The sequence below is a fragment of the Streptomyces sp. 5-10 genome (genome assembly GCF_014712245.1).
In the GTDB taxonomy this organism is placed as follows: domain Bacteria; phylum Actinomycetota; class Actinomycetes; order Streptomycetales; family Streptomycetaceae; genus Streptomyces; species Streptomyces violaceusniger.
Window position 1 is genome coordinate 46,726 of the sequence record NZ_JACVYG010000050.1, and the last position, 17,824, is coordinate 64,549.

A 17,824-nucleotide genomic window follows, 5' to 3' on the forward strand; every position below is an offset into this window, starting at 1 on the left:
GGACGATGCCGACCGCGTATGGGTGGGGTGGCCATCGATCCACGAGGAGGATGGCTCCCAGAGGAGGGGTGATGCCCATGATCGAGTGGAGGCGGCTCTCCACCGGTATCAGGCCAGTTCCGGATCCGGTCGCCACTCCCGTCATCTGGGGCGGAGCCTTCCTCGGCGCTCTGGTGCTGGTGGCGACCCTGAACTTCCTCGGCGGCCACGGCCGCCCGACGTTCGCCCTGGTCGCGCTCTCGCTGCTGGCCGCGCTGCTGGGGCTGTGCGCGCGCTTTGTCGCGGCGCCCGGTACGGCGGCGCTGTGCTGGCTGTTCCTCAACGGCTTCGCCATTCCGCCCGCGGGCCGGCTCTCCTGGGCGGGCGACCGCGACGCCCGGTGGCTCGCCTGTCTCCTGGCGGCGGCCGTCGCGGGCACCGCGCTCGCCCGCATCGTCAATGCCCGGGCGGGATACCGCCGCATCAGCCCGCTCGGCCGCCATCCGGGGTCGCCGGAGTGAGGTGACCGGTCCGCGAGGGAGGTGGTTCGGTCCACGAGCGAGGTGGTTCGGTCCACGGTCGTAGGTCCCACGGCTGTGGGAAGCCCGGCGAGCGGCCGATGCCCCGGCGGGGGCCCGCTCCTAGGCTCGGGAGCACGGCACGGCGATCACCGTGCCGCCGATGCGTTCCCTACGACGTAGTCGAGGCGTTCCCTACGACGAAGTCGAACGCGTTCCCCACGACGAAGGAGGCGCCCATGCCCGCCGACGGTCAGAGCCACATCCGCATCGCCCGCCCCTCGCGCGACCTCGCGGCGGCGGAGCGCTTCTGGTGTACGGGGCTGGGGTTGAGCGTGGTGTACCGGGTGGAGGCCGGGGAGCACGATCTGCTGATGGTGGGCTGGCCGGACGCCTCCTGGCATCTGGAGCTCGTGTACCAAGCGGCCCACCCCGTGGAGCCCCGGCCGACCGAGGAGGACCTGCTGGTGATCTACCTCGACGAACCGGTCCCCGAAGAGCTGGTGGACCGCCTCACCCAGCACGGCGGCACCCGCGTCACCTCCCCCAATCCGTATTGGAACGAATGGGGCGTCACCATCGAGGACCCGGACGGCTACCGCCTGGTGCTGTGCCGCCGCGCCTGGTCGAATTCCTGAGCCGACCACCGGGGGGTATCCGACGGATCGTGACGCCTGCGGCGGGCTGCTCCCCTCCCCGCCCCTTCCCGGAACCGGGGCTCCGCCCCAGACCCCGGAGGCAGACCCCGGGGGTCCAGGGGCGAAGCCTCCGCCGCGTGGTCCGCCGGACACCCCCGCAGGAGAGGCGCCGCGCTTGTTGTGTTGGGCTAGTGCGGCATCGTCAGGACCGCCACACCGTTGACGCGGTCGGCGGCGAGGTCGTCGAGGGCGGCGTCCGCCCGGTCGAAGGGGTACGGCGTGACCGTGGCGCTGATGCGGTGCTCGGCGGCCGCGGCGAGGAATTCGCGGCCGTCCTCGCGGGTGTTGGCGGTGACGCTGCGCACGGTGCGCTCACGGAAGAGATGCCGCTCGTAGTCGAGTGACGGGATGTCGGTGAGGTAGATCCCGGCGATGCTCAGCGTGCCGCCCGCGTCCAGGGACTCCAGGGCGACCGGGACCAGCTCGCCCACCGGGGCGAAGAGGATGGCGGCGTCGAGCGGCTCGGGCGGGCGGTCGTAGGCGTCGTTCGCGGAGGCGGCGCCGAGGTCCAGGGCGAGCGCGCGGGCGGCGGGCGAGCGGGTCAGGACGTGGACGACGGCGCCCTGCGCGATGGCGACCTGGGCGGTGAGGTGTGCCGAGCCGCCGAAGCCGTAGATGCCGAGCCGGCCGCCCGGCGGGAGGTCGGCCCGGCGCAGCGCGCGGTGGCCGATGATCCCGGCGCACAGCAGCGGGGCGAGCTCCTCGTCGCGGTATCCGGAGGGCAGCTCGTAGGCGTAGGCCGCCGGTACGGTGACGTACTCGGCGTAGCCGCCGTCCGCGTCCCAGCCGGTGTACTCGGAGAACGGGCACAGGTTCTCCTGGCTCCGGAGGCAGTAGCGGCAGCGGCCGCAGGTGCGCCGCAGCCAGGGGACGCCGAGCCGGATTCCGGGGCCGGGGCCGTGCGCCCGCGAGCCCGCCGCCACGACCTCGCCGACCGCCTCGTGACCGGGGACGACGGGGCTGCGGTGCGAGGGCAGATCGCCGTCGCGGACATGCAGATCGGTGCGGCAGACGCCGCAGGCCCGGACCCGGACCAGCAGCTCGTCCTCCGCCGGCCGCGGAACCGGCAGCTCCACCTGCTCGATCCGGCCCGGGGTGGGGACCACCCATGCCCGCATGGTCGCCGGAAGGCCGGCGTTCGCGTCCGTCACCTCGCCAACGTAACGCCGTGGGCACCGTGGCGACCGTAAGGCACGCGTTATCGCCATGCGGCGCCAAAAAGGGAAGAGATACGGCCGGAAACTGCCAACCGCGTGCGGGCGTGATCAGGCCGAGGTGCCGTCCATCGCGTTGATCAGACTCGTGGGGCGCATATCGGTCCAGTGCTCATTGACGTAGTCCAGGCACGCCTGGCGGTCGTCCTCGCCGTGGGCGACCGTCCAGCCCGCGGGGACCTCGGCGAAGGCGGGCCACAGCGAGTGCTGCCCCTCTTGGTTGACGAGCACGAGATAGCGGCCGTCGGGGTTCTCGAAGGGGTTGCTCATCGCTGGTCTCCTCGCTCCGGTCGGCGTCGACGAGCTTGACGGTACCGGCAGGGGGCGGGCCCTGCCGAGGGGTTCCCGGGTCTGGGGAAAAGCCTGGGACACGGAACGGGACACGGAAAATGGCACCTTCCTGACGGAATTCCGCGTTCCGGGATGCCCCTCGCTTACGGTCCGCGGCATGGTCGCGTCCGCCAGAACCGAGCCCAGGGGCTCCATGGCCATGGAGCTCACCATCGGCGACCCCGCGCTCACGGCCCGGCTGGAACGCGGAATGGACGCCTCGGAGGAGCGGCTGCGCGCTCTCGCCGCCGAGGCCCAGGACCCTCGTGTCGCCGAAGTCGCCGGGCATCTCTTCGGCCGTGGCGGCAAGCGGCTGCGCCCGCTCCTGGCGCTGGTGGGCGCGGAGTTCGGCCGGCGCGCCCCGTTCGGCACTGACCCGTCCGCCGCCGGGCCGGTCATCGCGGACCCGCCCGCCGCCGGCCCGTCCCCCGCCGTGGAGGCCGCCGCCCTCGCCGAGCTGGTGCATGTCGCCTCGCTCTACCACGACGACGTCATGGACCAGGCCCGCACCCGGCGCGGAGTCCCCAGCGTCAACGCCCGCTGGGGCAACGCCACCGCCGTCCTCGCGGGCAATTGGCTGCTGTCGAAGGCGGCCCAGCTCGCCGCGGAACTCGGCCCGGAGACCATACGGTTGCAGTCCAAGGTCACCAATCGGCTGATCATGGGCCAGATACGGGAACTCGTCGGCCCCTCGGACGACGACGATCCGCTCTCCCACTACTTCACCGTGGTGGCCGGGAAGACGGCCGCGCTCTTCGCCATGGCGCTGCAACTGGGGGCGGTCCGGACGGGCGCCCCGGAGCATGTCGTCCAGACGCTCGCCGAGTACGGAGACCATCTGGGCATCGGGTTCCAGATAGCCGACGACATCCTCGACATCACCTCCACCTCCGAGGTCTCCGGCAAGGAGCAGGGCAAGGACCTCGCGATCGGGGTCGCCAGCCTCCCGGTGCTGCTGGCGCTGGCCGACGAGCGGCCGGAAGCGGGTGAGTTGCGGACGCTGCTGACCGCCGCCACCGCGGGCCCGGAGGGCGCCGGGCTGCCGAGGGCCGTCGCGCTGCTGCACCGCTGCGGGGCGCTGGCGGAGGCGCGCACGGTGATGCACGCCCGGCTGCTGCGCGCCCGGGCCGCGGCGAACCGACTGCCGGACGGCCCGGCGACCCGGGCGCTGCACGCGCTGTGCGACTTCGTGGCGCGCCGGGATCACTGAGCACCCCGGGATCACTGAGCGCCCCGGTCGGCCGGTGTCCGCGGTACGACGTAATCTGAGCCCTATGGGCAGCTCACGGTCAGATGTGGTGGACGAGCCCATCGACCCCGATACCGGCCCGGCCCCGCCCGCCCGGCACAGCCCGTGGCGGGGGCAGGGTCCCGTGGTGGGTGTGGTGGCGGTGGGCGGCGCGCTCGGGGCGACGGCCCGCTATGGCGCGTCGCTGCTGTGGCCGACCCCGTCCAGCGCCTTCCCCTGGACGATCCTGCTGGTCAACGCCGTCGGCTGCGCGATCATCGGCGTCTTCCTGGTGCTGATCACCGAGATGTGGACGGCCCACCGGCTGGTGCGGCCCTTCTTCGGCACCGGTGTGCTCGGCGGCTTCACCACCTTCTCGACGTACGCCGTGGACTTCACCCGGCTGGTCCAGGACGGCCGTATCGCGATCGCCTTCGGCTATCTGGTGGGGACGCTCGTGGTGGCGATGGCGGCCGTGGGGGCGGCCGTGGCGGCGACCCGGCGCGTCCTCGGCGGGTACGGCGGCGTCGGTGGGAGGGCGGCCCGGTGACCGGCGAGCCCGCGCTGCGGCTGACCGTCTTCATCGGCGAGAACGACACCTGGCACCGCAAACCGCTGTCCGCCGAGATCGTGCACCGCGCCCACCGCGCGGGGCTCGCGGGGGCGAGCGTCTTCCGCGGTGTCGAGGGGTACGGCTCCTCGTCCCTGATCCACACCTCGCGGCTGCTGTCGCTCGGCGAGGATCTGCCCATGGCCGTCGTGATCATCGATACGGAGGAGCGTGTGCGGTCCTTCCTGCCCGAGCTGGAGGAGATCGTGGGTGACGGCCTCGTGGTGGTCGACCCGGTCGAGATCGTGCACCCCCGGGGGCAGACCCGGTGAACTGGCTGCTGGTGATCGCGGGCGGGATGGTCGGCGCCCCGCTGCGCTATCTGACCGACCGCGCGGTGCAGACACGGCACGACTCGGTGTTCCCCTGGGGCACGTTCCTGGTCAACATGGTGGGCTGTCTGGTGCTGGGCCTGCTGACCGGCGCGGCGGCGGAGGGTGCGGCGTCCCAGCGGCTGCAACTGCTGCTGGGCACGGGGCTGTGCGGGGCGCTGACGACGTATTCGACGTTCTCGTACGAGACCCTGCGGCTGGCCGAGGAGGGCGCCCGGCTCTTCGCCGTGGCGAACGTGGGCTTGAGTCTGGTGGTCGGGGTGGGCGCCGCCTTCGCGGGTGTGGGGCTGGCCCACGCGATCTGGGGCTGATCACCAACCCCCAGCGGCCTTAGGCGCACGCCGCCCTTACCGCGCGCACCGCCCCCACGCGCACGCCGCCCGCACCGCTCGTGCCGTCCTTACCGCGCGCACCGCCCTGACCGCTCTCCCCTCCCCACCCCGCTACGGCAGCAACCGCGTTGTGTTCGGCGGCAGGCCGAACTCCCCCGCGGCCGCCGTCCGCAGATGCTCCAGCATCACCCGGCGCAGCTCCCGCGCGGCCCGGGGCGGCGCGACGTCCTTACGGTGGGCGACGGCGATGGTGCGCCGCATGTCGTGGCCCGCGAACGGCGTGATCCGCAGCCCGGACCGGGCCGCCACCATCCCCGGCAGTACGGCGATGCCGAGCCCGGCCCTAACGAACCCCAGCACCGCGTCCATCTCGCCGCCCTCGACCGTGAAGGACGGCTCGAAACCGGCCGCCCGGCAGGCCGCCGTGGTGAATTCCCGCAGGTCGTAGCCGCGCCGGAACATCACCATCGGGCGGTCCCGCAGCTCCTCGACCTGGATCCGCCGGCGCCGGGTGGGCGGCGGGGACGCGGGCGAGGAGGCCACCACCAGCTCCTCCCGCAACAGCTCGGTGGCGGCGAGGGCGGGGGCCTGGCCGAGCACCGGGGTGATGATCAGCGCGAGGTCCAGCTCGCCCGCGGAGAGCGTGCGGACCAGGTCCTGGGAACCGCCCTCGTCGACGATCAGCTCGATGCCCGGGAACTCGTCGTGGAAGCGGCGCAGCACATCGGGGACGAAGCTGGCGCACAGGCTCGGCGTGGCCCCCAGCCGCACCCGGCCGCGCCGCAGCTGGGCGACCTCCTGGACCTCGCGGTGCGCGGTCTCGGTGTCGGCGAGGATCTGGCGGGCCAGTGGCAGCAGTGCCTCGCCCGCGTCGGTGAGGGCGATGTTGCCGCGCGCCCGGTGGAAGAGATCGGCTCCCAGCTCCCGTTCGAGGGCGCGGATCTGCTGGGACAGCGAGGGCTGGGCGACATGCAGGAGCTCCGCGGCGCGGGTGAAGTGCCGGGTCTCCGCGACGGTGGCGAAATAACGCAGCTGATGCAACTGCACACCACGATGATAGGCACCGGCTATGGACGTCTCGCCACAGCGTGCCCCAAACGTATCGGCCCCTCTCGGGGAAGCTCCTCCGGTGCGGAGAACTCGGCGAAGCTCCCTCGGGCGGCGAACCCGGCAATGCTCCCTCGGCGACCCCGGAGACGCGGGGCGCCACCCGGCGACCGGCCTCCAGGAGGGCGGCCGTCGCCGGATGACGACATGACGACGTGCGCCCTACTGGTGGACGGCCAGCGCCCGCATCCCCGGGCTACAGGATTCCAGCAGCGAGGTGAGCTCGTCCTCGGCCAGCTTGCTCGCCGCGCCCGGCCGGCCACCGTCGAGGTGGGCGATGGACGCGTCCAGCCAGTCGCGGTGCGGTTCCACCCCGATGAACTCGGCGAGCCGGATCAGCTCCTTCTCCGGCTCCTCCAGCAGGGTCTCGTACGACAGCGCGGTGCGCTGCTCCGCCGGGACCCCGTCCAGCTTCTTCAGACCGTCGATGATCGTCTCGGACCACAGGGTGCCGAACGTGTCGATCGGGATGGGACGGTCCCACACCAGCGCCGGGTCGTAAGCGTCGCTCAGCAGCGGGGCGAGGTCGGGCGGGAGCTGGGCCGCGTGCTGCGGCGTCAGCTGCCTCGGGGTCTCAAGGCCGCAGTGGGTGGCCATCTCCCACAGCATCGGGATCATCCGGAAGCTGAAGTGACGGCTCATCGAGACGGCACAGTCGGGGCCCTGACGGTAGAGGTGCACGAACCGGGCCTCGGGGAAGGCGCGGTGCATCTCGGGTACGCGGCCGATGGACAGGCCGGTGCGCTCGACGACGGCTTCGGGGTTGCCGAACCGTGCGCCGAGGGTGGCGAAGAGGGCCGTCCAGTGGTCCGCCGGACGGCGGGTGGGCCAGGTGGTGACCTCGGCCGCCAACTCGTCGAAGAGCGTGTCGGGGTCGTCGGTCAGATGGGGCAGCACCATGACGCTGATGGCCGGGATACCGGTGGTCTCCGCGTCGAACCGCCGCTTGGGCATCCTGTGGTAGAGGAACTCGGGCGGGATGGCGCCATTTTTGATCATGCTATTGGTGACCGCATTGGGCCGGGACAGGAATCCCCAGAATTCCGAACCGCTCAGCGGGGCCTCGTCCAGCACCTCCGCGTCGGGAATGCTGGCGAACAATTCATTGATGCTGAGAACATCCGGATGAATATTGATGATCTGAGACAGAGCCGTCGAACCACACCGACCGGTGCCGACGACAAATGTCAACTTCTGGTTGACCACGCGCACTTCCTCCCGTTTCTCGCTCGGGCAACTAGCTAGTCGCTTCCCTAGTGGCCGTTCCCATAGTGGCCCATGACACACCGCGGTCGATTCGATGGCCGCGGCGATGCTAATGGATGCCTGGGGCGACGATGACTCCGACCACGGAACAGGGGAAACACACACAACGGGATGCGAGAGGGGGAACTCAAGGTTCAGCTGCTTCCTACACTTTTGCGCAACTTTCACATCCGACAAGGGTGTTACCGCCAGGAACCCCTCAACTACCAGGCACGGAGCCCGATCTGAGAGTCGGCTCCGGACTTCACAACTCGGCTCCCGGGACGAAACCGTAATCGAACAGTTTCTCCCGTGACGAGACGGTCATCTTTTCGTACCAACGGCACTGCTAGAGTGCGCATCCACCCCATACCCATGATCCTGGGTTGACATGCCCCACCTGGCCGGGTGGGGCGGGGGAACACGCGACATGACGCAGAGCAGCGGTGCCGCCGCACAGGGTGCAGCAACGGAAGGGATAGGGGACCCGAACAGCGGCACGGTATTTTCAACTCTCGGGGGACGATGCATTACCAGGTGCGCCATGCACGGTGATTCGCTTTCAAGACCCCTGCGCACACGGAAAATCGGGGAAGGTGTTTCGTACGTGTTGGTGGAGCGCGATCAGGAGATAGCCCGGCTCAATCGGCTCCTCTTCGAGGGCGCCCGCGAGGGAAGCCGGCTCGCCGTTATCAGCGGCGCCGTGACATCAGGAAAGACCGCACTTCTGCACACCGTGACGGATACGGCGGGCGGCCGCGGCGTCCGGGTGCTGCCCGCGGTCGCCTCCGCCTCGGAGCAGAAATTCCCCTACGCCGTGCTCGAGCAGCTCTACCAGGGCATGCCGGCCCATTTGCAGCGCTCCCGGCCGCGCCCCGGCCTCGAGGCGCTCCGCGACCCGAACGGCCCGGACCAGGCCGAGCTCCCGCTGCTCCAGGACTTCCACCGCACCCTCGACGAACTGACCGGCGACGCCCCCGTGTTGATCGCCATCGACGACGTCCAGTTCGCCGATCTGCCGTCGCTGCGCTGCCTGGCGTACGGCATCCGCCGCTGCCGCTCGGAGGCGCTGTCCGTCGTGGTGAGCCGCGGGTCGCTGACCGGCCCCGCCGCCACCACCCTGGACGAGCTGCTGCACGAGCCGAAGGTGTGCCACGTCCGGCTCGCGCCGCTCACCGTCGCGGGCGTCTCCACGCTGCTGACCGAGGAGTTGGGCACCGAGGAGGCCGGGCGGCACGCCGCCGCGTACCACGAGATGACCGGCGGCAATCTGCTGCTGCTGCGCGGTCTGCTGGACGACCGGTTCTCCCGCCTCACCCGCGGCCCCCTCGACCCCGCGCCCGGCACGGACGCCCCGGTGGCCGGGGAGCTGTTCCGGCAGGCGGCGCTGTCCTGCGTCTACCGCGGCGGCCCGACCCACCGCCGGGTGGCCCACGGGATCGCGCTGCTGGGTGACGCCACGTCCGTTCCCCTGCTGAGCAGGCTGATCGAGGTCGAGGAGCGGCTGGTCCGGCAGTCCGTCGCGCTGCTCACCGAGGTCGGGATCCTGCACGGCGGGCGGTTCCGCAGCGACGCGGTGCGCACCGTGCTCCTGGACGACCTGGAGCCGCACGAGCTCGGCCCGCTGCACCACCGGGCGGCCCGGCTGCTGTACGAGGAGGGCGCCGACCCCATCGACGTGGCCCGCCATCTGCTCAGCCACGAGGCGCCCGGGCCGGTCGAGGAGTGGATCACGCAGGCGCTGTGCGACGCGGCCGTGCACGCCATCGCCGCGGACCGCAGGGAACTGGCGATGAACTGCCTCCAGATGGCCGACCGTTACACCACCGACGAGCGCGAGGCGCTGCGGCTCCAGGCCACCATGGTGCAGGCCATGTGGCCGTTCAACCCGCTGTCCCAGATGCGGCGGCTGCAGTCGCTGGCCGGTCCGGCGGGCAGCGGGCTGCTGCCCGCGCCGGAGACCATCCCGGTCGTCATCGGGCTGCTGGGGCTTGGCCGGATGGACGAGGCGGCCGCCGCGCTGGAACAGGTCAGCCGGGCCGCCGCCGAGCACCCGGGCACCGAGCTGGACACCGGTCTGCGCGCCATCCGGCTCGCGCTGTCCTCCACCTACCCCGACCACCCCGAACTGCGGCCCTTCCTGGACCAGGAGGACGAGGAGGCGGACGGCCCGTGGGACGCTCCGCTGTCCCCGGACCAGACCCCGGAGTCGCCCCACCTGACCGCGTTCCGCGCGCTGCGGACCGTGCTGAGCCGCGGGGTCGACGAGCGGGCGGTGCGGGCCGCGGAGCGGGTGCTGGAGACCGTCCGGCTCTCGGACCGGACGATGCTGACGGTGCACGCCGCGCTCCAGACGCTGGTGTACGCCGACCGCCACGCCACCGCCACCACCTGGTGCGACCGGCTGATCGAGGAGACCTCGGAGCGCGGCGCCAAGGCGCTGCTGGCCTACTTCTGCGTGCTGCGGGCCCAGATCGCGCTGCGCGTGGGGCGGTTGCGGGACACGGTCCGGTACGCGGAGCGGGCGCTGGAGGAGCTTCCGGCGCGCGGCTGGGGCGTCACCGTCGGCATGCCGCTGGGGATGCTGATCAACGCGCACACCGCGATGGGCAACCATGACGCGGCGGCCGAACTGCTCGCCCGCCCGGTGCCGGACGAGATGTACCGCAACCGCTTCGGGCTGCACTACCTCTACGCACGGGCCCGGCACCAGCTGGCCACCGGCCGCCAGCACGCGGCCCTCACCGACTTCCGCGCCTGCGGCGAGAAGATGGCCGACTGGGGCCTGGACTCCCCCGCCACCCTGACCTGGCGGCTCGGCGCCGCCGAGACCTGGCTGACGCTCGGCGGCCAGGAGCGGGCGGCGCGGCTGGCGGAGGAGCAGCTGGAGCTGGCCGGGGAGTCCTCCTCGCGCACCCGGGGCGCCGCGCTGCGGATCCTGGCCGCCACCCGGCCGCGACACGAGCGCGTCGCGCTGCTCCAGCAGGCGGTGGGGGTGCTCCAGGCGAGCGGCGGCTGGTACGAGATGGCGCGGGCGCTGGCGGATCTGGCGGAGGCGCACAAGCAGCTCGGCGATCTGGACACCAGCCGGCTGATGACCCGTCGGGCCCTGCGGCTCGCGGACAGCTGTGGCGCCGAGGAGCTGTCCCGTTCGCTTCAGCGCACTCCGGCCCGTTCGGCCCTGTCGGAGGCGGCCCGTACCGGAGAGGATACTGCCGCCTTTTCCGAACTCTCCGACGCAGAAAGTCGAGTGGCAGCACTAGCAGCTTCCGGCTACACCAACCGCGAGATCGCCGCTAAGCTTTTCATCACGATCTCCACGGTGGAACAACACCTGACCCGTGTCTACCGGAAGATCAACATCAGCCAGCGCCGAGAACTGCCCGCGAGCCTGGATTTCGATGTCGCTTATACCGCCTGACCGCGAAGCCGCTCGGCCCCAACGAGGTTGATGCCATGACGTGCGCCACCGCGTCCGCCACGACCATGCTCGTGCCGGATTTCCCCTTTTCCTATGACAGATGGCTGTCCCATCCCGCGGGTCTGGGCGCCCTGCCTGCCGCTTTGCACGGCACCGAAGTCGCCGTCATCGGCGGCGGGATGTCCGGACTGACCGCGGCCTACGAGCTGCTACGACTAGGGCTTTCCCCAGTTCTTTATGAAGCGGAGCAACTGGGCGGCCGGATGCGCTCCACGCCGTTCCCCGGTAATCCGGAATACAAGGCGGAGATGGGCGCCATGCGCTTTCCCGTCGCTGCGCGATCGCTGTTCCACTACATCGATCTGCTGGGCCTGTCCACTCGTCCTTTCCCTAATCCTTTGGCACCCGCCACCGCGAGCACGCTGATCGACCTGAACGGCGGCCAGGACCGGGCGCGCACCGCCGACGAGTTGCCGGAGGTCTACCAGGAGGTCGCCGACGCCTGGGACAAGGCGCTCCAGGAGCGGGCCGACCTGGCCACGCTGCGGGACGCCATCCAGCGGCGGGACGTCAGCACGCTGAAGACCGTATGGAACTCGCTGGTCAAGGAGTTCGACGACCAGTCCTTCTACGGCTTCCTCGCCACCTCCCCCACCTTCCAGTCGTTCCGCCACCGGGAGATCTTCGGCCAGGTGGGCTTCGGCACCGGCGGCTGGGACACCGACTTCCCCAACTCGGTGCTGGAGATCCTGCGCGTCGTGGTCACCGAGGCCGACGACAACCAGGTCGGCATCGTCGGCGGCTCCTCCCAGGTGCCGAACGGGCTGTGGGAGCACCGGCCCGAAACCCTGGCGCACTGGCCGCGAGGCACCTCGCTGGCCTCGCTGCACGGCGGCCGGCCGCGCCCCGCGGTCACCCGGCTGCGGCGGACCGCCGACGGCATCCGGGTGACGGACGAGAGCGGCGAGGAGCGCGAGTTCCCCGCGGTGATCTACAGCCCGCATGTGTGGACGCTGCTGAACCGGGTCGACTGCGATCCCACGCTGCTGTCCACTCCGCTGTGGACGGCGGTGGAGCGCACCCACTACATGGGCGCGTCCAAGCTGTTCGTCCTGGTCGACCGGCCGTTCTGGCGGGACGCCGACCCGGCGACCGGCCAGGACGCGATGAGCATGACGCTCACCGACCGGATGCCGCGCGGGGTCTATCTGTTCGACGACGGGCCCGACCGGCCCGCGGTGATGTGCCTGTCGTACACCTGGAACGACGACTCGCTGAAGGTCGCCACGCTCTCGGCCGAGGAGCGGCTGGAGACACTGCTGACCAAGCTGGCCGCGATCTACCCGGATGTGGACATCCGGTCGCACATCATCGCGGGGCCGCTGACCGTCACCTGGGAGACCGAGCCCCGCTTCATGGGGGCCTTCAAGAACAATCTGCCCGGCCACTACCGCTATCAGCGGCGGCTGTTCACCCAGTTCATGCAGGACGGGATGGACCCGCGGCAGCAAGGCTTCTTCCTGTGCGGGGACGATGTCTCCTGGACCGCCGGCTTCGCCGAGGGAGCGGTGACCACGGCGCTGAACGCGGTGTGGGGCGTGCTCCACCACCTCGGCGGCACCACCCATCCGGACAACCCCGGCCCCGGTGATCTCTTCGACGACTTCGCGCCGCTGGAGCTTCCGTACGACTGACGGCCACGGCCGCACGCACAGGGGGAGCCGCCGCGCGCCGTCGGCTCCCCCTGTCATGTTCAGCCCCGCGCGATCTGCTCGAGCCGGCGCTTGTCCGGCTTGCCGTTGCGGTTGAGCGGGAAGTTCTCCAGCACCTCGACCCGGTTGGGCTGTTCGTAGACCGGGAGCACCTGGCAGAGCCGCTCCCGCCAGTGCTTGGCGTCCCGCAGCTCCTCGTCCTCCACGAAGAAGACCAGCTGCTCGTCACCGGCGCGGCGCTCGTCGGGCAGCGGCACGATGCGGGTGGAGATCTCGGCGAGGGCCGCCTTCCGCTCGATCAGCTCGGGGTAGAGCGTGTAGCCGGAGCGGTGCACCGCGAACTTCCGCCCCAGGACGAAGAGGTTGTCGTCTCCGTCGAGGTAGCCGAGGTCGCCGGTGGACTGCCAGCCGGTGGGCACGGCGTCGATGGTGCCGTCCGCGGCGAGGTGGCCCTCGAGCGCGTCCGGGGTGTCGACCTCGATCTCGCCGGCCTGACCGGGGGCGGCCGGGTGGCCGTCCTCGTCGATGACGCGCAGCTTGATGCCGTCCATGGCCCGGCCGCAGGAGACCGGGTTCTCCAGGGTGGCGAAGGCGATGTTGCCCAGCTCGGTGCTGCCGTAGCTGTCCAGCAGCGGCAGCCCGAATTCGGCCACGTAGCGCTCGGAGAGCGCGCCGTCCAGCGGCGCGGCGCCCGAGCAGAACATCCGGACGCCCTCCAACTGGGCCCGCAGCGACGGCTTCCGGCCGACCAGGTTGAGCATGGTGCGGTAGCTGGACGGGGTGGCGTCGATCACCGTGGCGCCGGTCCGTCCGGCCATCTGGACCGCCCGGTCCAGGCGCTTGTACGGGGCGATCACCAGTGAGCAGCGGGTGAGCCAGGCGATGAGCACCATGGACAGCCCGTACTGGTGGGCGAAGGGCAGCAGCGGCAGCAGTACGTCGTCCGGCCGGTGCCCGACCTGGGCCGCGTTGCGCTCCAGGTTGGTGAGGAACTTTCGGCCGGACTTCACCGCGCCCTTGGGCTCGCCGGTGGAGCCGGAGGTCCACATGATCAGGCCGTCGCGCCGGTCGGCCCAGGCGTCGAAGTCCAGCTCCCGGGTGGTGAGCGGGCGCCCGGCGGCCGGGGCGATCAGCTCGTAGAGGTTCACCGTACGGATGTCGTCGTGGATCGGGGCGTCGTCGTCCACGAGGGCGATCGCGGCGCCGGTGCGCCGCGCTATCCGCCGGGTCTCGTCCGGGTGCTCCTGCTGGTCGATCAGGACGATGGAGGCTCCCACGTGCATGAGCGCGAACAGTACGCTCACGTAGGCGGCGGAGTTGCCCGCCTTGAAGATGACGCGGTCGCCGTGGGTCACCCCGTGCTCGCGGATCACATCGGCGACGCGCAGCGCGTCCAGCTCGAAGTCGGCCAGGGTCTGCACCGAGTCGAGCGCGTAGATCTTCGCGGTCATCGAACGTACTCTTTTCCTTTTCGCTCAGGAGTACGGGCAGCCCTGGGCGGGTCCCCCCTAGGCTCCCTGGTCTTCGGCGCCGGCTTCCCACTCGGCGTCGACGGGGACGTGGGAGAGCAGCTGGTCGTGCACCAGGTTGACGACCTCTCTCCGGCTCGAGTCGAGGTAGTAGCGGGAACCGGGAAACACCTCGAGGTCGAATCGTCCGCTCGTCCGCCGCCGCCAGGCCCGTACGCCGCGCAGCGGGGTCTTGGGGTCGCCCTCACCGGCGAGGGCGACGATCCGGCAGCCGAGCACCGGGGGCCCCAGGGTCATGCCCCAGTGCGCGGTCCGGCCGGAGACGAACAGGGTCAGCAGCGGCGTCCCGGTCTCCCGCTCCAGGCGCTCGGCGACGCGGTAGGCGAGGTCGGCGCCGGCCCGGTGGCCGAAGAAGGCCAGCGGGCGGTCCATCCACTCCCCCAGCGCACCGAAGATACGGTCCACGAGGTCGGCGGAATCGGTCAGCCGCTCGTCGTCCTCGAGCCCGACATACAGGGGGTACTGGATCGCCAGAACCTCCACCGTGGGCAGCAGAAGCTCGGACAGTGAGAGGTAGTACGCGGTGGAGTGGGCGGATTCCGGGAAACAGATCAGCCGGAAACTGCTCGGAGTCTCCGTTTGCAATATCCGAATAAGGCCCACATCATCGGGCTTGATCTGGCTCAAGGAGTACATCCCCGCGATTGCACTGAGGGGCCGGGCACGAGTGCACGGTGGGGCGCGTCGACCACGCTCGTCCGAGATGCTGACTCCGTGAGGCTATGAGCCCTTCTCCCGGGCCACAACCCCTAGTAACCGCTATTCGAGGTACGCGCTATATGCGGGTACCGCGCCCGTCCCGACGTGGCGCGGGACACAGGTGGGCGCCCCCTAAGGCCCCCTCACCCGTGCCACCACCCCCTAATCTGGCGGCAGTTAGGGGCCAGGAGTCAAGCTGTCGTGTTAAACATGTGGAAAGTAATGGTCTCCTCAAGCCAATTAAATCGGTGCGACGACAGCGATGAACACAACACGTCCTATTGATTTCGCCGTCGTTGTCGACGGCTTGATCAAGAAGTACCCCGGCCGGCCCGTTCCGGCTGTCGACAATCTCAGCTTCACCGTCAGGCACGGTGAGGTCTTCGGCTTCCTCGGGCCCAACGGAGCGGGTAAGACCACCACCATCGGCATTCTGACCACCCGTGTCGCTCCCAGCGGCGGACGTGCCTTCGTCCAGGGCGTCGACGTGGTGGCCAGGCCGGCGGTGGCCCGGCAGTCCTTCGCCGTCGTGCCGCAGCGCAACAACCTGGACCGGTCCCTGACGATCCGCCAGAACCTGACCTTCCACGCCGGCTACCACGGACTCTCGCGCTCGGAGCGCAACCGCCTCGCGGACGAGAGCCTGGACTGGGTCGGCCTCTCCGACCACGCCAAGGCCCGGGCGGATCAGGTCTCCGGTGGTCAGGCCCAGCGCGTGATGATCGCGCGGGCCCTGATGCACCGCCCCCGGGTGCTGTTCCTGGACGAGCCGGCCACCGGCCTCGACCCGCAGTCGCAGATCTTCGTCCGCGACCGGGTCGCCGAACTGAAGACCCGTGGCGTCACGGTGGTGATCACCACCCACGACATGGAGGAAGCGTCCAAGCTCTGTGACCGGATCGGCATCGTCGACCACGGCAAGCTGCTCGCTCTGGACACCCCCGAGGCGCTGACCAGCCGGATGAGCAACACCGCGCTGACCGTCACGGTGCGCCCGCCGTACTCCGGCATGAACGGCGTGGTCCACATGGTGCAGGGCCTCGGGGTCGCCGAGCGGGTCGAGGTGCTCCAGGCCGAGGACGACATGGCCGCCCTCATGCAGGGCGGGGCCCCGGCCGTCAACGACGGCACCTTCCGGATGAAGGTCTACAGCAACGCGCCGTCCTCCGTCCTCCTGCCCACGGTCATCAAGGCCCTGACCGACACCGAGTGCGAAATCAAGGACCTGAATGTGAGCAAGGCGAGCCTGGAAGACGTCTTTGTCGACCTGACGGGGAAGGAGATGCGGTGAGCTCCTCCTCACGACCCACGTCATCGACGGACGGGACCCCCGGCGGCAAGGCCGCGGAGGGGAACCCCGCGACCGGCGCGGCGACGCCCCCGCACCAGGGCGGCGGCCACGGTTCCGGCGCCGGCCGGGGCGGTGAGCGCGCCTCCGCGACAGGCAGGCCCGCCGACCCCAGGAACCCCGGCGCCAGGGCCCCCGGCGCCAGGCCGGACGGGACCGGGCCCGCCGATCCGCGGAACGCCGATCCCCGGAACGCCGATCCGCGGAATGCCGATTCGCGGAGCGTCGACACCAGGTCCGCCGAGGACGACGGCTTCGAGGACACCCGGACCGTGCTCGTACGGTCCAAGCCGTCCGCCCCGCGTCCCGGTCCCGAGGCCCCGCGTCCGGGCGCCGAGGTCCAGAAGGCCACCCCGAACGCGCCGGTCAAGCACGAGAGCAGGCCGCACGACCCCCGGCACCACGAGAGCCGACCGCATGAGCACCGGCCGCACGAGAGCCGGCCGCACGAGCACCGGCCGCACGAGCACCGGCACCACGAGGCCAGGGGCATGGGTGCCCCGCACGGCAGCGGGGACATCGGGGACACCCTGACGCTGGTCATCAAGCCGATCCCGGCCCCGTCGGCCTCCCAGGCCGCGCAGGACGCCAAGGCCGCGCTGAACGCGATCATCGCGGCGGCCGACGCCCGTTCGCCCCTCGTGGAGCCCGAGCCGGAGCCCGAACTCGAGCTCGACCTGCCCGATGGCAAGCGCCGTGGCGGGCGGCACCGGCGCCGCGCCAACCGGTGGCGGACGTTCTTCTTCATCCTGTGGCGCGACATCTTCGTCACCGGCCGCGAGATGGGCCCCTTCCTGGGCCAGGTCATCGTGGAACCGTTCTTCATGCTGTTCGTCTTCGGCAAGGTGCTCGGCGAGATCGGCTTCACCCAGCCCGGCTTCCAGCAGGTGCTGCTGCCCGGTGTGGTGGCGCTCAACAGCTTCCTGGTCGCCCTGCAGAACACCGCGCTGCCACTGGCCATCGACTTCTCCTGGACCAAGGAGATCGAGGACCGATTGCTCTCGCCCATCCCGGTCGGCCTGGTGGCGGTGGAGAAGGCGGTCTTCGGCGCGATGCGCGGTCTGATCGGCTCGCTGGTCATGATCCCGATCGGCCTGGCGCTGCTGGACGACGTCTCCTGGCCGCTGGACAAGATGCCGGTGACGCTGGGCATCCTCAGCCTCGGCGGACTCGTCGGCGGCTGCGTCGGCCTCACCCTGGGCACCCTGGCGCCCGCGCGTCACATCTCCATCGTCTTCGCCATGACGCTGACCCCGATCATGTTCACCGGGGCCACGCAGTTCCCGTGGCGGAGCCTGGAGACCGTCCGCTGGTTCCAGGTGCTGTGCACCTTCAACCCGCTGACCTACGTCACCGAGGCGATGCGCGGACTGCTGCTGACCCCCGGACCGAAGACGCCGGAGTCGATCCCGCTGTGGATCTGCTTCTCGGCCATCGGCGCGGCCATCCTGGTCTTCGGGACGATCGGCATCCGGGGCTTCAACCGCCGGGCGCAGGACTGAGCCACGGCAGGACTTGAGAG

At 70.8% G+C, this 17,824-nt stretch carries 16 protein-coding genes; 10 read left to right on the plus strand and 6 right to left on the minus strand.

What is annotated here, in order from left to right; all coding sequences use genetic code 11:
* Positions 1–77 precede the first annotated feature (77 nt).
* Together IEJ02_RS37830 and IEJ02_RS37835 are read left to right on the plus strand one after the other, a co-directional pair.
* The gene (locus IEJ02_RS37830) at positions 78–500 is read left to right on the plus strand and encodes a hypothetical protein (protein ID WP_137980739.1); all 423 of its coding nucleotides are present in this window, start codon (positions 78–80) and stop codon (positions 498–500) included.
* A gap of 236 nt (positions 501–736) precedes the next feature.
* Positions 737–1,135 (plus strand): VOC family protein, encoded by a 399-nt coding sequence (locus IEJ02_RS37835; protein WP_191068930.1) that lies wholly within the window; start codon positions 737–739, stop codon positions 1,133–1,135.
* Between the two features lie 188 nt (positions 1,136–1,323).
* On the opposite strand, the gene IEJ02_RS37840 is transcribed toward IEJ02_RS37835, so the two are convergent.
* Positions 1,324–2,313, minus strand: a complete 990-nt coding sequence (locus IEJ02_RS37840) for a zinc-binding alcohol dehydrogenase family protein (protein WP_191068956.1) — start codon at positions 2,311–2,313, stop codon at positions 1,324–1,326.
* Positions 2,314–2,460: 147 nt separating this feature from the next.
* Positions 2,461–2,679: an MbtH family protein gene (locus IEJ02_RS37845; RefSeq protein ID WP_191068931.1), complete on the minus strand. Its 219-nt coding sequence runs from the start codon at positions 2,677–2,679 to the stop codon at positions 2,461–2,463.
* Between the two features lie 178 nt (positions 2,680–2,857).
* Between IEJ02_RS37845 and IEJ02_RS37850 the strand changes: the two genes are divergently transcribed.
* The 4 genes from IEJ02_RS37850 (at position 2,858) to crcB (IEJ02_RS37865) (ending at position 5,220) form a co-directional block, all read left to right on the plus strand.
* Positions 2,858–3,949 carry a polyprenyl synthetase family protein gene (locus IEJ02_RS37850; RefSeq protein WP_191068932.1) on the plus strand — a complete coding sequence of 364 codons (1,092 nt, stop codon included), beginning with the start codon at positions 2,858–2,860 and terminating at the stop codon, positions 3,947–3,949.
* Positions 3,950–4,013: 64 nt separating this feature from the next.
* A complete protein-coding gene (crcB, locus tag IEJ02_RS37855) occupies positions 4,014–4,517 on the plus strand; it encodes a fluoride efflux transporter CrcB (RefSeq protein ID WP_191068933.1) in 504 nt (167 codons plus the stop codon).
* Positions 4,514–4,849: a DUF190 domain-containing protein gene (locus tag IEJ02_RS37860; RefSeq protein ID WP_191068934.1), complete on the plus strand. Its 336-nt coding sequence runs from the start codon at positions 4,514–4,516 to the stop codon at positions 4,847–4,849. Before crcB (IEJ02_RS37855) ends, IEJ02_RS37860 begins: the two co-directional genes overlap by 4 nt.
* Positions 4,846–5,220, plus strand: coding sequence for a fluoride efflux transporter CrcB (gene crcB / locus IEJ02_RS37865; protein ID WP_137977995.1), 375 nt, complete (start codon positions 4,846–4,848; stop codon positions 5,218–5,220). Before IEJ02_RS37860 ends, crcB (IEJ02_RS37865) begins: the two co-directional genes overlap by 4 nt.
* A gap of 132 nt (positions 5,221–5,352) precedes the next feature.
* On the opposite strand, the gene IEJ02_RS37870 is transcribed toward crcB (IEJ02_RS37865), so the two are convergent.
* Positions 5,353–6,288: a LysR family transcriptional regulator gene (locus IEJ02_RS37870; protein WP_191068935.1), complete on the minus strand. Its 936-nt coding sequence runs from the start codon at positions 6,286–6,288 to the stop codon at positions 5,353–5,355.
* Positions 6,289–6,510: 222 nt separating this feature from the next.
* On the minus strand, positions 6,511–7,560 hold the full coding sequence (locus IEJ02_RS37875; protein ID WP_317986020.1) for a sulfotransferase: 1,050 nt from the start codon (positions 7,558–7,560) through the stop codon (positions 6,511–6,513).
* A 640-nt stretch (positions 7,561–8,200) separates the two neighbouring features.
* Here IEJ02_RS37875 and IEJ02_RS37880 point away from each other — a divergent pair.
* Both IEJ02_RS37880 and IEJ02_RS37885 read left to right on the plus strand, forming a co-directional pair.
* Complete coding sequence (locus IEJ02_RS37880; RefSeq protein WP_191068937.1) at positions 8,201–11,014, plus strand: helix-turn-helix transcriptional regulator; 2,814 nt, start codon at positions 8,201–8,203, stop codon at positions 11,012–11,014.
* A gap of 35 nt (positions 11,015–11,049) precedes the next feature.
* Positions 11,050–12,708 (plus strand): flavin monoamine oxidase family protein, encoded by a 1,659-nt coding sequence (locus IEJ02_RS37885; protein ID WP_191068938.1) that lies wholly within the window; start codon positions 11,050–11,052, stop codon positions 12,706–12,708.
* 59 nt (positions 12,709–12,767) lie between these two features.
* Here the strand turns inward: IEJ02_RS37885 and IEJ02_RS37890 are convergent, their stop codons facing one another.
* Together IEJ02_RS37890 and IEJ02_RS37895 are read right to left on the minus strand one after the other, a co-directional pair.
* A complete protein-coding gene (locus IEJ02_RS37890) occupies positions 12,768–14,177 on the minus strand; it encodes a class I adenylate-forming enzyme family protein (RefSeq protein WP_191068939.1) in 1,410 nt (469 codons plus the stop codon).
* A gap of 57 nt (positions 14,178–14,234) precedes the next feature.
* Positions 14,235–14,891, minus strand: coding sequence for a thioesterase II family protein (locus IEJ02_RS37895; RefSeq protein ID WP_191068940.1), 657 nt, complete (start codon positions 14,889–14,891; stop codon positions 14,235–14,237).
* Between the two features lie 325 nt (positions 14,892–15,216).
* On the opposite strand from IEJ02_RS37895, the gene IEJ02_RS37900 reads away from it, so the two are divergent.
* Positions 15,217–16,245, plus strand: a complete 1,029-nt coding sequence (locus IEJ02_RS37900; protein ID WP_137978000.1) for an ABC transporter ATP-binding protein — start codon at positions 15,217–15,219, stop codon at positions 16,243–16,245.
* Complete coding sequence (locus IEJ02_RS50560; RefSeq protein ID WP_317986021.1) at positions 16,242–17,804, plus strand: ABC transporter permease; 1,563 nt, start codon at positions 16,242–16,244, stop codon at positions 17,802–17,804. The genes IEJ02_RS37900 and IEJ02_RS50560 overlap by 4 nt, the downstream gene beginning before the upstream one ends.
* Positions 17,805–17,824 lie beyond the last annotated feature (20 nt).